This is a genomic window from Microbacterium natoriense, from assembly GCF_030816295.1.
Taxonomy (GTDB): Bacteria; Actinomycetota; Actinomycetes; order Actinomycetales; family Microbacteriaceae; genus Microbacterium; species Microbacterium natoriense_A.
In genome coordinates, this window is record NZ_JAUSXV010000001.1 from 455950 (window position 1) to 471246 (window position 15297).

Here is a 15297-nt window from a genome sequence, read left to right on the forward strand (position 1 = left end):
TTCTCCAGTCGATGTGATGGGTGGGTACTGCGAAGTGATATAGGGCGCGATGCTCCCCGCTGGTCAGGAGCTCGAACGGATGTGTGCCACGTACATCTCCACCATCGCGAAGAGTTCGGCGTCGTACGGCCCCCATTCCGGACGCGGGGTGTCCGGTCCGACGTACGGCTCGTCCGCATAACGGCCCTGATACTCGGCGAGCTTGACCTCGAGCTCGGCTTTGATGCCCGCGTAGCCCGGGTCGTCGGCGACGTTGCGCACTTCGCTCGGGTCGCTCTTCAGATCGTAGAGCTCCCACTCGGGCTCGAACACGGTGTGAGATGCGCCGGGAACATCGAGGCCTGCGCCGTAGTAGTAGATGAGTTTGTGATCGGCCGTGCGGATGCCGTAGTGCGCGGGTGCCGCGTGGATCGGATCGTCATGCTCCCAGTACCGGTAGTACACGGCATCCGGCCAGTCCTCCACCTCCTCGCCCCGCAGCAGGGAACGGAAGCTGCGCCCCTGAGACGTGGGAAGAGCCTCGGCGGCGTCGACCCCGCAGATGTCGAGGAAGGTCGCGGCGAAGTCGACGTTCGTGATGATCGCATCGCACGTGCTGCCCGCTTCGATCTCGGCCGGCCAGCGCATCAGCATCGGCATCTGCAGCGACTGATCGAACATCAGGCGCTTGTCGAACCAGCCGTGGTCACCGAGGAAGAAGCCCTGGTCCGAGGTGTACACGACGAGCGTGTTCTCGGCCAGACCGCGTTCCTCCAGGTGGTCGAGCAGCCGGCCGATGTTGTCGTCGATCGACTGGATGCACTGCAGGTAGTCGCGCATGTAGATCTGGTACTTCCAGCGCATCCGCGCTTCGCGGTTCTCCGGTCCGCGCAGGTGCTCCGGCACCTCCTGCTTCAGGTCCTCGGAGCCCATATCGTCGGCGATCGTCATCCGGACTCCGCGCACCGCCTTGCTGCGCGTCTCGTAGTCGTCGAAGAACGTCTCGGGCTCGGGGATCGAGCCGTCCGCGTACAGGTGCTTGTGCTTCTCGTCGGGAACCCATGGTCGATGCGGCGCCTTGTGGTGCACCATCATGCAGAACGGCTCGTCTTCACCGAGCGAATCGATCCAGTCGAGGGAGAGGTCGGTGACGATGTCGGTGGCGTAGCCCTGCACCGGCCGGGCACCCGTTTCATCGATCATCATCGGGTCGACGTAGTCTCCCTGGCCTGGGAAGATCTTCCAGGCGTCGAAGCCGCGTGGAAGCGCCGTGCCGTGCTCGCCCAGGTGCCATTTGCCGAACATCGCGGTCTTGTAGCCGCTCTGCTGGAGGACCTCGGGGAAGGTCGGCACGCGATAGTCCATCTCGGTCCAGATCGAGGAGACGCCGTTGACGTGACTGTACGTCCCGGTCAGGATCGTCGCACGCGACGGACTGCAGATCGAGTTCGTGCAGAACACGGCGTCCATCCGCATGCCCTCGGCGGCGATCCGATCGAGATGAGGGGTGTGGTTCACTCTGCTGCCGTATGCCGAGATCGCATGCGCCGCGTGGTCGTCGGACATGACGAAGATGACGTTCGTTCGAGTCATGATCTTCTTTCGAGGTTTGAGCGAATCAGGAAGGGCTGGCGACGAGTTCGGCGGCACTCGGCTCGTATCCGAGTCGCCACGCCTTCACCCACACGGGAGCGAGCACTGGCACAGGTTCGGAGTAGATCGTCCAGATGGAGCCAGTGCCAGAGGGCATGCCGATCTCGCGTTGCAGCGGGCCACGCGGTCCGCTGGCCGACGGCTCGTGGTCCGTCCACGCAAGAATCGCTCCTTCGGTCTCGCAAGACGCGATGAGCAGGCCATCGCGGATCTCAGCGATCGGCTTGGATGTCGCCCGGTGGACACCGCCAGGGCGCCACTTCTCTTCGAGAACCTCCTCCGGTACGGCGCCGAGGTCGCCGTACCGCTCGATCCACGCATCCAGCGCGGCGCGAAGCCGGGTGAGGTCGCGTCGGTTGGCCGGCTCCGCGACGAGGTTGACCAGCTCATGAGGATCCACCACGATGTCGTACAGCTCTTCGCGGGGCTTGGATTGGGCGACGACGGCGCGCTGTGCGGCTGTCATGGTCGTCAGCGCTTCCCCCCGCGCCCGTTGCTGGCACTCGTCGGACGCGAGCTTGCGGAACGCGGCCCACGTCGACAGCTGATCGGAGTAATCGGTATGGATCATCGCCGGCTTGTCCGGATGGTAGTTCCTGATATAGCGGAATCGGTGATCTCGGACGGTGCGCGACCGATCCTCCGCCTCGCCCTGGCGGTCCCGTCCGCCATAGGTGAACTCGTTCGGCTCGGTCACCACGGCGCCATCCACACCGAAGAGCGGCACGCCGTGCATGAACGAGGGCACGTCGATGCCCGCCAGCGCGAGCATCGTGGGAGCGAGATCCATGGTGTGCGCGAGGTCGGAGGAAGTCGCGGCCTCGGGGAGATGTCCCGGCCAGCTCACGAGGAGCGGCTCTCGCAGCCCCGCTTCACCGGCCCAGCGTTTGGCCTTCGGCATCCCCTTGCCGTGGTCGCTCCAGAAGACGACGATCGTGTCATCGAGGAGTCCGTCTGCTTCGAGCTCATCGAGGATCTGTCCTGCCCAGTGGTCCATCTCGGTGATGAGGTCTGCGTAACGGGCCCAGGCCGTGCGGAACACCTCGTCGTCGGGATAGTACGGCGGGATCGGCGCCGCAGCAGGGTCGTGCCGTTCGGCGTCGGTGACGTGGCTCGTCGCGGCGGCGAAGGCGTCGTCCTCGAGGTACAGCTGAGACTCATGCGTGCTCATCCCGTGGAACATGGCGAAGAACGGCGTGTCCGCAGTCGGGCGGTTTCGCCAGTGCGCGGCCGGGCTGCAGTCGTCGAAGACGACCTCGGGCAGGTCGACCTGAAAATCGGTGAACCAGTTGTTGGTGCAGTAGTAACCCGCTTCTCGGAAGATCTCCGGCAGAAGACGCACCGTCGGCGGAGGGACAGCCTTGGAACGCATGTGCATCGTGCCGATGGCTGTCGGATAGCATCCCGTGACTATCGCCGAGCGAGCGGGAGCACAGATGGGAGCCGCCGCGAATGCGTTGTCGAATCGCACTCCGCGCGCGGCAAGAGCATCGAGATTCGGCGTGTGCGCGTACTCGGCACCCGGCCAGATGCCGGCGTAGCATCCGAGGTCCGGATTGATGTCGTGAGTGCTGATCCAGAGGATGTTGGGCCTGATGACGCCAGATCCCTGACTCACGACACGACCGCCGCTGCAGTCGTCTGCGCAAGATCGTCAGCCATCTCCCGCAGCTTCGTCACCGACACCCCGCCGACCGCAGCGATACCCATGATGCTCGCCATCGGGGTCGCGGTGATCAGTTCTGTCGTGACGAGCCAGGGAAGATGCCGCTCGAGCACCTCGCGGGTGACCCCGTCGGCGAGCAGCGCCTGCACCGGCGCCATGAGAAGCTCCCTCGCCGGCAGTTCGGCGAGATCCGGGAGGGGCTCGGCGATCTTCAACGCGCGATCGAGATCGACGGCCACACGCAGATGTTCGGCCGTGACATCGCCGTCAGGCAGCCCGAGCCGGGTGAAGATGCTGGGCGGGGCGTCGTTCTCTCGAAGAAGCGAGATGAGCAGCTCGATCATCCGCTGCTCGACCTCGTCGTCGACGATCGGCGTCGTCTGGCCGGGATCGGTCTCGAGATCCCACAGCAGGGTGCCGTGCTGCCAGGAGTTGATGCGGAAACCTCCGACGGAGTCGACCCGCATGGTGCGCAGGCCCTTCGTGAAGGAGAACGGCGCCGCTGGTTCCCACTCGGCCAGCTCTGAGACGGAGAAGCGGCTGCGCATGTGCGTCGGCATGAGGGTGTAGTCCTCGATCGGGCCGTTGGCCGGATCGACGCTCGCCCGCATGTAGACGTAGCGGCCGTCGGTCACGTTGACATGACCGCCGTGGATGCCGAACAGCGCGCCCTCCTTGCCTCCTTCGAGCGCGAGGTCCTTGCCGAGCATGTCCTCAGTCGGCTCGACGCCGAAGAAGCGCAGCATCGTCGGCGCGATGTCGATCGTCTGCGCCAGCTCACCCCGACGAACATCGGCGCCGCCCGTGCGCGGATCCCAGAGGAACATCGGCAGGTGGACGAGTTCGTTGAACCACGGCTGCACCGACTTCGCCCACCAGCCGTGCTCGCCGAGCAGGAAGCCGTGATCGGTGTTGACGAGCAGCATCGTGTCCTTCCACATGTCGTGCTCGTCCATGAAGTCCATGACCCGACCCAGCGAGAAATCGCACATCGAGACCAGCGCGGCATACTCGCGCCGAGCCTGCTCGACCTGATCCTGCGGCTCGACGACCTTGTTGTACCCCGGCCAGTCGACCACGGGGCCTTCGTAGTCGCTCGGGTACAGGTCGCGGTACTTGTCGTGCGCGAAGAAGGGCTCGTGCGGATCGAACAGTTCCAGCTGCAGCATCCAGCGGTCGGCATCGACATTCGTCTCGAGGAACTCGACGGCGGCGTCGACCGTCCGCGTCTGCGTGTGCTCGGCCTCCGTCGACATGTACTTGCGGTTGACCGCATCCTGCGTCTTCAGCACGGCCGGGAATCGAACGCCGCGCAATGCGTCGGCGTCGCCCTTCCACGGGTCGCCCTCCTGCCCGCGGAAGAACTCCCAGGTGTTGTAGCGCGTGTGATACGTGGCGCCGCCGTCCTCCCAGTAGTGCTGGTGATCGGTGACCAGATGCGTGTGCACCCCTGCGTTCTTGAGCATCTCTGGCATCGAATCGTCGAACGGCTCGAGGGGCCCCCAGCTGCGGTGCAGGAAGTTGTGTCGCCCCGTGTGCATCTCACGCCGAGCCGGCATGCACGGCATGGACCCGGCATAGAAGTTGTCGAACGTCGCTGCCCTGTGCGCCAGCCGGGCGAAGTTCGGGGCGTCGACGAAGGTGTCACCGTACGGCGGCAGCATGTGCCGGTTGAGGCTGTCGAACATCAGGATGATGGCGCGCATGGTGGTCCTTGCTTTCCTGTCACACCTTGAGCGTGACCGTGCTGGTCGATTCTCGGTTCTGGCTTGCGAGCAGTGCGTGCCGTTCCGCGCGGCGCTTCGCCTGCAGCGCGGGATTCGGCACCGGTGCCGCGAGGAACAATCGCTGGGTATACGGATGCCGGGGGTTCGTCGTCACCTGTTCCGCGTCGCCCCACTCCACGACCTCGCCGTGGTACATCACCGCGACGCGATTGCTGAGATGACGGACGACGGCGAGGTCATGTGACACGAACAGGTACGCGACACCGGTGTCGTCCTGGATCTCCTTGAAGAGCTCGAGGACTCGCGCCTGCGTCGACAGATCGAGCGCCGACACCGGTTCGTCGCACACGATGAGCCGTGGTTGCAGGGCGAGCGCACGCGCGATCGCCACTCGCTGGCGCTGCCCGCCGCTGAACTCACGGGGCAGTCGTTCGGCGGCGTCGCCGGGAAGGCGCACCTGGTCGAGCAGCTTGCGAACCCTCGCGCGGGCGTCCTTCACGCTGACGTTGCGGACGGTGAGCGGCTCCATGAGGATCTGCTCGATCGTCATGGAGGGATTGAGTGACGTGTACGGGTCTTGGAAGACCACCTGGATGTCGTGCCCGAGCGCTCGACGCTGCCGCGACGAGAGGTGGGCGATATCGCGGCCGTCGTACTCGATGGTCCCGTCAGTGACCGGCGCCAGCCCGAGCAGTGCCCGTCCGAGCGTGGTCTTGCCCGAGCCGGATTCTCCCACGAGGCCCACGGTCTCACCCGCCTTGATGTCGATCGATACGCCTTTGAGGGCGCGGAACGGCTTCTTGCGGAAGCCCTTGGCCGGGTACTCGACCACCAGATCGCGGATGTCTACGAGCGTGCCGCTCACGGGAGGACTCCTTCGGGTTGCCTCGGTTCGGAAGACGCCGGCTCCATCTCCTCCAGCACGGCGTCGAACAGGGACTGCGTGTAGGGATGCTCCGGGTGCTCGAAGAGGTCGTTCACCGGTCCGGTCTCTACGATCCGTCCTGCGCGCATCACCGACACCGTGTCGCAGATGTCGGCCACCACTCCGAAGTTGTGCGTCACGAGGATCATCCCCATGTTGCGCTCGCTCTGCAGACTTCGCAGAAGGTCCAGGACATCTGCCTGCACCGTCACGTCGAGTGCGGTGGTCGGCTCATCGGCGATGAGCAGGTCCGGATCGCACGAGACGGCGCCGGCGATCAGCACGCGTTGCGCCATTCCGCCCGAGATCTGGTGCGGGTAGGCCGCGAATGTCCGCTCGGGGTTGGGAATTCCGACTCGGCGCAGCAGATCGAGAGCCCGGCGCTTCGCCTCGCCCTTCCCGATGCCGAGCTTCTGGCGCATCGGCTGCACCAGCTGACTGCCGATGGTGAAGCTCGCATCGAGGTTCGACATCGGCTCTTGCGGGATGTATGCGATCTTCAACCCGCGTAGGCCGTTCATCTTCGCGGGGCTCGCAGCAGCGAGGTCTTCGCCTTCGAATTCGATCTGACCGTGGACGATGCGGCCTCCCTCCGGCAGGAGCCGGAGAACCGCCCACGCGGTCTGCGTCTTTCCGGAACCGGACTCGCCGATCAGACCGTGCACCTCTCCGCGGTGCACCCGCAGCGAGACGTCTTCGACGACGGTCTTCACGGTGCCGTCATCCTGCCCGTATCCGACAGCGAGGTCCTTCACATCGAGGAGGACATCCGCGTCCTCGAAGTCATGCCCAGCACCGTGGCGCACGACGGGCTCCGACGCGACGCGCGTCACGGCTTCAGGAGTGCGCCGGCTGCGGCGCTGCGGGGCGTCGCTGCGCTCCAGAGTGTCTCTCAGCCCGTTGGCGAGAAGCACGAGGCTGAGGCAGGTCAGACCGATGGCGAGGCTCGGCCAGAGCATGAGGATCGGGCTCGTGTAGAGGTTCGAGAATCCTTCGTTGAGCATGCCGCCCCAGGTCGCTAGAGACAGGTCGCCGAGCCCCAGGAACTCGAGCCCCGCTTGGATCGAGATCGCCAGGCCCATGACGAAGGCGGCTTGGACCAGCGCGGGCCCACGGACCACCGTGAGGATGTGCCGGGCGATGATGCGCCGGTCGCTGAGACCCGAGACCCGTGCGGCATCGACGTAGAGCTCATTGCGGACCGCGCTCACTGTCGAGTAGACCAGGCGGTAGCTCGCCGGTGACAGCAGCACACCGAAGATCACCATCGATACCCAGATCGAGGGGCCGACGACGGCGCGTGCCGCAAGGAGCACGACGATTCCGGGCAGAGCCTGGATGATGCCGACGATCCAGGCGGAGGTGGCCTCGAACCACTTGCCGTAGTAGCCCGCGACGAGTCCGCTGGTGATGCCGAGGACCGACGCCACAGCGATGGCGAGCACTGCTCCGGCGATGCTGAAACGCGTCGCGGAAAGCAGACGGGAGAGCACGTCGCGCCCTGCGCTGTCGGTGCCGAGAGGGTGATCGGCGCTGATCGGGCCGAACACGGCGGCTGCCGATGCCGTATCGGGGTCGTGCGGAGCGAGTGCCGGTCCGAAGATCGCGAGGAAGGCGACCAGCAGGAGGAAGCCGAGCGCGATGGCAGGAAGCGGCTTCTTCAGGAGTCGCCACAGAGTTCGAGACGAGCGGGAAGCGATCGGCCGAGCCTCGCCGGCGATCTCGACGCCCTGGGGATCGATCATGACAGACGCACCTTCGGATTGAGCCACCCCTGAGCGAGGTCGACGAGGAGATTCAGGATGACCACGAGGATCGCAGTGACCACGACGAGGCCCATGACGAGAGGGATGTCCCCCTGCGAGGTGGCCGTGACCGCGACCTGCCCCATCCCGGGGATGGCGAAGATCTGCTCGATGATGACGGCGCCACCGATGAGACCGACGAACTGCACGCCGAGCACGGCGAGACCGGGCCCTGCGGCATTGCGGAGCACGTGCTGGAAGAGTACGGAGGGTGCGTTCAGGCCGCGGCTGCGCAGAGTTCTCACATAGTCGCCGCGCAGCGAATCGATCATGGACCCACGGATCTGCTGCGTGACGCCGGCGATGCCACCGAGCGCCAGCGCCGTGATCGGAAGGGTGATCGAGCTGAGCCAGCCTGCAGGTGAGTCCGTGAACTGGACGTAGCCGGTGGGCTTGAACCATCCGAGATTCACGGCGAAGACCAGGACGAGTCCGAGAGCGACGAGAAACGCCGGGATCGCCGTCGCGAGCAGAGAGAGAACCTGCACTGCCGTATCGATCCATCCACGGCGTGTCGCGGCGAGGGTGCCCAGGATCACCGACGCGAACGCGACGACGACGATCGCACCGAAGACGAGTGACAGTGTGACGCTCAGTCGGCTGAGGATGGCATCACTCACCGGCTGACTTGTAAACCACGACGTGCCGAGATCGCCGCGGATGAGACCGGACGCCCAGGTCAAGAACTGCTGGGTCAGGGGCTGATCGAGCCCCAGTTCCGTCGCCTTCTGCGCGACGGTCTCGGGCGAAGCATCCTCTCCGAGCATGCGGCGAGCGATGTCTCCGCCCCCGGCATAGAGCAGGGCGAAGGCGATCACGCTGATGGCGATCACGAGGACGATGCCCGAAGCGACGCGTCGAGCGATGAACGAGAGCATATGCGAGTCTTTCGAGAGGGTCGGATGGGGTCGGGCCGGCCCCATCCGACGTCGTCACTGCTTCGGGACGAAGTTCCAGAGGTAGGGGTAGGAGTTTCCGCTTTGGGGCTCCACCGACGTCTTGGCATCGGTCGCGTAGTTCAAGTCCGGGCGGTACCACGGTGCGAACCAGGCTTGTTCGACGATGTACTCGTTGAGTTCCTTGGCCGCAGCCTCCGCCTCTTCCTCCGTGCCGGATTGGATCGTCGCGGCGAGCTCTGCGACGGTCGCGTCCTTGACGCGGAACGGGTTCCACCCCGAGGAAGGAAGCAGGTCGAGGGTCACCGTCTCCCATGACGTGGGCGCCGTCTTGAGCATCATGACGGTGCTGGCGTACTTCGCCGCGAGCAGGTCTGAGAGGAAGCTGGTCGGAGTGACACCGACCTCTTCGACATTGATCCCCACATCCGACAGGTACTGCTTCACCAGCGCGTAGGTGGCCGGGGCGAAGCCGGATGATGTGGGCATCTTGAGCGTGATGTCGCCGGCTGCGTACCCGGCTTCCGCAAGAAGCTCCTCCGCCTTCTCCGGATCGTAGGAGTAGAAGTCATCCAGATCCTTGACGTAGCCCGAGGAGTCGGGAGAGAAGATCGAGGACGTGACCTTCCCGTTGCCCTGACCGACGGACTCGAGCAGCGCCTTTCGATCGAACGCGTAGTTGATCGCCTGGCGGACACGGACATCGGCGAGTGCGGGCTCGATGGCCCCATCGCGATCGAAGAGCAGCAACCCGAAGAAGTTCAACTGCTGGGTTTGCACAGTGAGTCCCGCCGGTTCCAGCTGCGCGATCATCGCGCTGTCCGAAACGGGCGCGCCATTGATCTGCCCGCCTTTGAGGGCGTTGAGGACCGCCGTCGGTGTGGTGTACACGTTCATGACGACCTTCGCGTAATGCTGACTCTCCGGCGCCCAGTAGTCGGGGTTCTTCGTGAAGACGTACGCCGAGCCGACGACGGTCGCCTTCGTGTCGAGGATGTACGGCCCGGAGCCGACCGGGTTGGTCTTCTCATCAGCCGCGTCGAAGGTCGCCGGGCTCTGCTGCAGACCCGGATTCTGCGTGAGGAACGACAGCAGCGAAGGGTTCGGAGAGTTCAACGTGAGTTCAAGCGTCGTGGCATCCACAGCCTTCGCATCAGCGAGCGTCGCCAAGTAGCCCTTCTGGGGAGAGGTCCCATCGCGGAATCGCAGCAGGTTCTGGGCTGCAGCGGATGCGTCGAACTTCGTGCCGTCGGTGAACGTCACGTCGTCGCGAAGGTTCAGGGTGAGCACCGTCATGTCGTCGTTGTACGACCAGTCCGTCGCCAACCATGGCACGACGGTGCCATCAGGCTCGGCGTGCAGGAGCGTGTCGTACACCGCCTGGAGGTAGGGCGATTCGTTGGACCAGGGAGCGTTGTTCGCGGCGAACGTCGTAGACGCGACGATCGTCCCGATAGTCAGTGTTCCCGTTCCCTGGGTGGACTCTGCGCTCGATTCATCCGAGTCCGGCCCTGCGCCGGCGCAGCCGGACAGTGCGAGTGCTGTGATCGCCATCGCCGACACAAGCGCGGCGATGCGTTTCTTGAAAGTAAACATCGATGTCTCTTCCGGTGCGTGAGGTCCACCATGGACCGTCCTTTGCGGTGACGCTAACAGGAATCCGACGAGTATTCAACAAATCGAATAGAAATGATTTGATTTGTTGAATACTTGGATGAACGCGCTCCAGGAGATCTACGCTGGTCTCAACAGCGAAGCTGACCGATTGGACTCGCATGAAGCTCGAGCACCTGCTTCTGGGCATCCTGCTCATCAAGCCGCGAACTGGTTACGAGATCAGTCGCTACATGGAGATGGAAGGCGTGTTCATGCGCCCCCGCACCCACATGAGCCAGGTGTACCGCTCTCTGGCGCAGATGGCCGAACGCGGCTGGGTGAGCTTCGCCGTCAGTACCCGCCCCGGTGCGCAAGACGCCAAGATCTATCGGACGACGCCGGTAGGCCGCGACGTGTTCATGTCCTGGTTGACGAGCGACTACCGTCCGACTCTTGAAGCAGTGAACTACGAGTTCCGAGCCCGGATGTTCTTCTCCGGGTTCCTCGGCCCCGACGCCCTGCTCGCCTTGATCGAGATCGAGATCGACGCCAGGAAGAGGCAGATCAGCAAGTACCGCTACCGCGATCGGACCATCGAAGCAGACCCGGACTCGTCGTTCGACATCGAACTGGTGACACTGGTGGAGGACCACCACCACGAGGGGGGCACGGCGGCGATGGATGTGATGATCGGGCGCCTCGAGAAACTTCACGAGTTGATCACCGAGCACGCTCGACGGGGGGAGGCCACGGATGCCGGAAACCAGAGATCCTGACTCAGGCGTGCAAATGCTGCCCCTCGTCGGCGCGACGTCCCCTGCCGGCGGTGAGGCCCTCTGCAGCGGCGGGTGCAGTTGCGGCATGCCCGGCCGCGCCCAGTTCGAAGCGTCCGGATCGGCGCCGTCAGCAGGGTCTCCCGCCACGGCTGGTTCGCATTCGATCGCGCAGGTTCATGTCCCGAGCGGCGCCTTCACCATGGGCGACTCTTCAGGCGACGAGAATCGTGGCGACGGCGAAACGCCGTTGCATCGGGTTGAAATCGAGGCCTTCGACATCGATGCGACGACGGTGACGAACGACGACTTCGCGCGCTTCGTCGCCGAGACGCGGTATGAGACGGAGGCCGAGACGTGGGGCTTCTCTGCAGTCTTCCATCTCGCGGTGTCGGCGCCTGAGGATGACATCATGGGCCCCGCCGCCGGTACCCCATGGTGGCTCGGTGTACGAGGCGCTGACTGGGCCCACCCCGACGGACGGAACTCGAGCGTGGAGGGGCGGGGAGACCATCCTGTCGTGCACATCAGCTGGAACGACGCGACCGCGTACTGCGAGTGGGCCGGGCGCCGACTGCCCACCGAAGCCGAGTGGGAGTACGCGGCGCGCGGCGGAATCGCCGACGCGAAGTATCCGTGGGGCGACCAGGAGGTCGACGACGGCGGCTGGCGCGCGAACATCTTCCAGGGCGAGTTCCCCCGACGCAACACCGGGGAAGACGGCTGGCTCACGACCGCGCCCGTCCGCACCTTCGAGCCCAATGGATACGGCCTCTGGCAGCCGGTCGGCAACGTCTGGGAATGGTGCGCCGACTGGTTCGATCCTCGGTACTACGCGTCGTCGCCGGTGAGAGATCCGCAGGGTCCGCCACGTGGTGCCGCACGGGTTCTACGCGGTGGGAGCTATCTCTGCCACATCTCCTACTGCAACAGGTACCGCAATTCGGCACGATCGTCGAACACACCGGATTCGTCCATGGGCAATGCCGGATTCCGGACGGTCGCCCTATGAGCCGGCCCCGGTTCCCCCGATCGGTCTTTCGAACGCGGAACCGAACCTGACGCTCGTTTCACGCTGGCCAACGAGCGCACGTTCCTCGCATGGATCCGGACCTCGCTCGCCCTCGTCGCCGGCGGAGTGGCGCTCGAAGTCCTCGGGCTGGATCTGAACTCCGCGTTCCGACTGAGCGCCGCCCTGGTCCTGGTCACAGCAGGCGTGCTCACCCCGGCCATGGCCTGGTGGGGATGGGCGGCCACCGAGCGTGCGCTGCGCCTGCACGTACCGCTGCCCGCGTCTCGCATGGCTCCGCTGCTCGGGCTCGCGGTGACAGGTGCCGGCGTGCTGATCCTCCTTGCGATCCTGGTGCCATGACGCAGCTCTTCGATCCGGGACTGCAGCCGGAGCGGACGGAGCTCGCTTGGCGACGCACCGCTCTCGCCTTCGCCGTGGGGTCGCTCGTCGCGTTGCGGCTGCTGCCGGCGGCCTTCGAGAACGGATGGTGGTCACTCGCCGGAGTGGCCGGGCTCGCTGCATCCGCACTGGTGTGGGTCATGGCGCGAAGCCGCAGCCGTGCCGTGAACTCGGTGCTCGCCGCCGACGGAGACCATGCATCGATGCCCGGAGCCGGGGTGCTCACGACCCTGATGGGGCTCGCGATCGCCGCGGGTCTGGCCGGGGTCGCGATCGTTGTCGCGGTCTCCCTTCCCTCGCTCTTCTGACGGGGAGATGACAAACGATGAGCGAGAGAGCGGACCACGATGAACCGAACAGCGAGACCCCGACCGATCTCACGCCGCAAACGTGTGCTCGCCTGGATCGGCGCGAGTGCGGCTCTCCTGCTGCTGGCAGGAATCGCCGTCGGGGGCGTGCTGCTGTGGAGGGCGTCGGACCTTCTCGTGAAGCCTGTGGACACCCAACCCCTCGGCACGAGCATCGTCGAGGCCACCGCCGACACGGTGACGCTTCCGGCGGAAGCAGCAGCGACATCGCCAGGCGTGTTCGGGCTCGACTGGGAGTGCGGCGACGATATCTGCCACGGGCTGGTCGGGGAGATCCTCGAACTGTCCGATGAGCAGGTGACCCGTGTTCTCGACGCGTCGTCGGTTCCGCCGGTGGGGGCCAAAGCGAAGGTCTCAGTCACGGTGTACGACGAAGACCCGAAGGCGGCTCTGAACCTTGATTTCGAGGAGGTCCACTACTCCTCCGAGTGCGGGCCCATGCCCGCATGGTTCGTACCCTCGACCGGGTCGGTCTGGGTGATCCAGGTCCACGGTCTGGGCGCAGGACGTGCCGCCGGTCTTCGTTCCATGCCGGCTCTCACCGGGGCGGGCCACCCGGTTCTCGACATCACCTACCGCAATGACCCGGGTGCGCCGGGCGATGAGAACGGCGGTCGCCAACTCGGAGTGGCGGAATGGCGCGATCTCGAAGCCGCAGTGCAGTACGCGCTCGACAACGGGGCGAGTGGCGTGGTGCTGTTCGGCTTCTCGATGGGAGGCGCGGTGGTCGAGCAGTACCTGAATCGCGCGGCGGACACGACCGCCGTCCGTGGCGTGATCCTCGATTCACCGGCACTGGACTTCGATGCCGCTCTCGACCACGTCGTCGCAGGCTTGGGCCTCCCGGGCTGGATCGCTCCGATCGAGCGGGCTATCGTCGAAAGCCGATCCGGCGTTGCGTTCGCCGACGCGGATTCGCTGGCACAGAATCTGGCGAACGGCGGGCCCCGACAGCCGGTGCTGATCTTCCACGGAACACGAGATTCCATCATCCCCTTGGCCTCCAGCGAGGAATTCGCACAGGCCTGGCCCGACGAGGTCGAACTGGTCGTGGTCGACGACGCCATCCACACCGGGGCATGGAACACCGACCGGGATCGATACGAGACTCATATGCTCGCGTTCCTGGCCCGGCTCTAGCGGGCGTCACCTCACCCCTCGGATGCGATAGACGGCGAGACCACCCGCCAGCGCGATGACTGCGCCGAGGAGGTACCAGACGCTGTATCCGCCGATCGCGGTGACGCTGCCCACGGCGATCACGAACGGGGCGATGGCCGGGCCGACCGACTGCGGAAGGCTCGAGGCGAGACTGAGCAGTCCCAGGTCTCGCGCACGCTCCCGCGCATTCGGGAGCACCTGAGTACTGAGCGCCTGATCGACGGCGGTGAACGCCCCGAGCCCGAGCCCGACGACTCCCTGACCGATCAGCACGATGCCGAGCAAGGGCGCGAGTGCCAACAGGACGAGCCCGAGAGCCATCACTGCACCCGCAAGAGCGACGAACGGACGTCGTCGGCCGATTCGGTCAGACAGCGCTCCCCCGATCGGAGCAGAGATGCACAGGCAGACGACCGAGACGAGATTGGAGAGCAGGACCGCGTGCGCGGTCTCCGCTTCGGTGTAGCCGAGCTTCTCACTGAGGAAGAACGGAAAGAACGTGGAGATGCCGGCGTAGCCGAACATCACGAGGAAGCGCACCACCATCGCCCAGGTGAAGTCGGGGTTCTTGCGTGGGTCGAATGCGAACGAACCCACGACATCGCGGACCCGGAATCGCGGCGTCTCTCCGATAAGAGGCGGATCATCCAGCTTCAGGCAGAGAGGAAGAGCGAACACGACGGCGAGGAGCCCCGGCACGAGGAAGCGCAGGAAGTCGTTCGGGATGAGCGCGGCGATGACGCTGCCGGCCAGAATCGCCATCGGCACGGCGACCCCCGCGATTCCCGATACCCGTCCGAGTCGGTGGTGGGGCACGTTGTCCGGAACCAGCGCTGCGACGGCAGTGGCAGCGACGCCGAAGCTCGCCTGCACGACGCACCATGTCGCAAGAACCAAGGGAACGGTCTCCGCAAGCCCCAGTAGACCGAGTCCGACGGTTCCGGCGAGTACACCGCCGACGATCCAGGGTCGGCGGCGACCGAATCGAGACCGAGTCCGGTCCGAAAGCCTCCCGGTGAGGGGATGGATGAGGAGCGCGACGAGTGCACCGCTGCCGGTGACGAGACCGATGGCGCCGGTGGCAGCTGGGACAGACCCCGTGATGTGCTGCAGCTTGAAGGCGAGGGAGAACATGACCGGGGCCATGATGGCGATGTAGATCCCGAAGTTCGCCAGCACGTACAGCGTGATGAACCCTCGAGGCTCCCGATCGACCGAACCGATGCCGTGCCCGGGTTTCGCATCCGCGTGGACGCTCACCGGGGGTGAGCCGAACGATGGCTGTGTCATTGCGCGCCTTCCTGTCGTCATTGACCTGCGCACACACTATCCCCAAT

13 protein-coding genes are annotated in these 15297 nt (G+C 65.3%); 5 read left to right on the plus strand and 8 right to left on the minus strand.

From position 1 onward, the window contains the following. Positions 1-63 precede the first annotated feature (63 nt). From QFZ53_RS02145 to QFZ53_RS02175, 7 genes are read right to left on the minus strand one after another with little or no spacing between them, the layout of a single operon-like run. Positions 64-1572 carry a sulfatase family protein gene (locus QFZ53_RS02145; RefSeq protein WP_307293016.1) on the minus strand — a complete coding sequence of 503 codons (1509 nt, stop codon included), beginning with the start codon at positions 1570-1572 and terminating at the stop codon, positions 64-66. A gap of 25 nt (positions 1573-1597) precedes the next feature. Further along, positions 1598-3250 (minus strand): sulfatase family protein, encoded by a 1653-nt coding sequence (locus QFZ53_RS02150; RefSeq protein ID WP_307293017.1) that lies wholly within the window; start codon positions 3248-3250, stop codon positions 1598-1600. Next, complete coding sequence (locus QFZ53_RS02155; RefSeq protein WP_307293019.1) at positions 3247-5004, minus strand: sulfatase; 1758 nt, start codon at positions 5002-5004, stop codon at positions 3247-3249. Before QFZ53_RS02155 ends, QFZ53_RS02150 begins: the two co-directional genes overlap by 4 nt. Before the next feature lie 19 nt (positions 5005-5023). Beyond that, positions 5024-5890: an ATP-binding cassette domain-containing protein gene (locus QFZ53_RS02160; protein WP_307293021.1), complete on the minus strand. Its 867-nt coding sequence runs from the start codon at positions 5888-5890 to the stop codon at positions 5024-5026. Next, positions 5887-7695 (minus strand): dipeptide/oligopeptide/nickel ABC transporter permease/ATP-binding protein, encoded by a 1809-nt coding sequence (locus QFZ53_RS02165; RefSeq protein ID WP_307293022.1) that lies wholly within the window; start codon positions 7693-7695, stop codon positions 5887-5889. Before QFZ53_RS02165 ends, QFZ53_RS02160 begins: the two co-directional genes overlap by 4 nt. Next, complete coding sequence (locus QFZ53_RS02170; RefSeq protein ID WP_307293025.1) at positions 7692-8633, minus strand: ABC transporter permease; 942 nt, start codon at positions 8631-8633, stop codon at positions 7692-7694. Before QFZ53_RS02170 ends, QFZ53_RS02165 begins: the two co-directional genes overlap by 4 nt. 54 nt (positions 8634-8687) lie before the next feature. Beyond that, a complete protein-coding gene (locus tag QFZ53_RS02175) occupies positions 8688-10247 on the minus strand; it encodes an ABC transporter substrate-binding protein (protein ID WP_307293026.1) in 1560 nt (519 codons plus the stop codon). 179 nt (positions 10248-10426) lie between these two features. Here QFZ53_RS02175 and QFZ53_RS02180 point away from each other — a divergent pair, with 179 nt between their 5' ends. The 5 genes from QFZ53_RS02180 to QFZ53_RS02200 all read left to right on the plus strand — a co-directional run bounded on the left by QFZ53_RS02180 (position 10427) and on the right by QFZ53_RS02200 (position 13939). Further along, positions 10427-11023 (plus strand): helix-turn-helix transcriptional regulator, encoded by a 597-nt coding sequence (locus QFZ53_RS02180; RefSeq protein ID WP_307293029.1) that lies wholly within the window; start codon positions 10427-10429, stop codon positions 11021-11023. Positions 11024-11036: 13 nt separating this feature from the next. Then, on the plus strand, positions 11037-12032 hold the full coding sequence (locus QFZ53_RS02185) for a formylglycine-generating enzyme family protein (RefSeq protein ID WP_444916548.1): 996 nt from the start codon (positions 11037-11039) through the stop codon (positions 12030-12032). Positions 12033-12125: 93 nt separating this feature from the next. Continuing rightward, positions 12126-12392: a YidH family protein gene (locus tag QFZ53_RS02190; protein ID WP_307299337.1), complete on the plus strand. Its 267-nt coding sequence runs from the start codon at positions 12126-12128 to the stop codon at positions 12390-12392. Further along, complete coding sequence (locus tag QFZ53_RS02195; protein ID WP_307293032.1) at positions 12389-12739, plus strand: DUF202 domain-containing protein; 351 nt, start codon at positions 12389-12391, stop codon at positions 12737-12739. Before QFZ53_RS02190 ends, QFZ53_RS02195 begins: the two co-directional genes overlap by 4 nt. 39 nt (positions 12740-12778) lie before the next feature. After that, a complete protein-coding gene (locus QFZ53_RS02200) occupies positions 12779-13939 on the plus strand; it encodes an alpha/beta hydrolase (RefSeq protein ID WP_307293034.1) in 1161 nt (386 codons plus the stop codon). A 6-nt stretch (positions 13940-13945) separates the two neighbouring features. Here QFZ53_RS02200 and QFZ53_RS02205 read toward each other — a convergent pair whose 3' ends face one another. Then, entirely contained in the window at positions 13946-15250 is a 1305-nt protein-coding gene (locus QFZ53_RS02205) for an MFS transporter (protein WP_307293036.1), read from the minus strand. Positions 15251-15297: the final 47 nt, after the last annotated feature.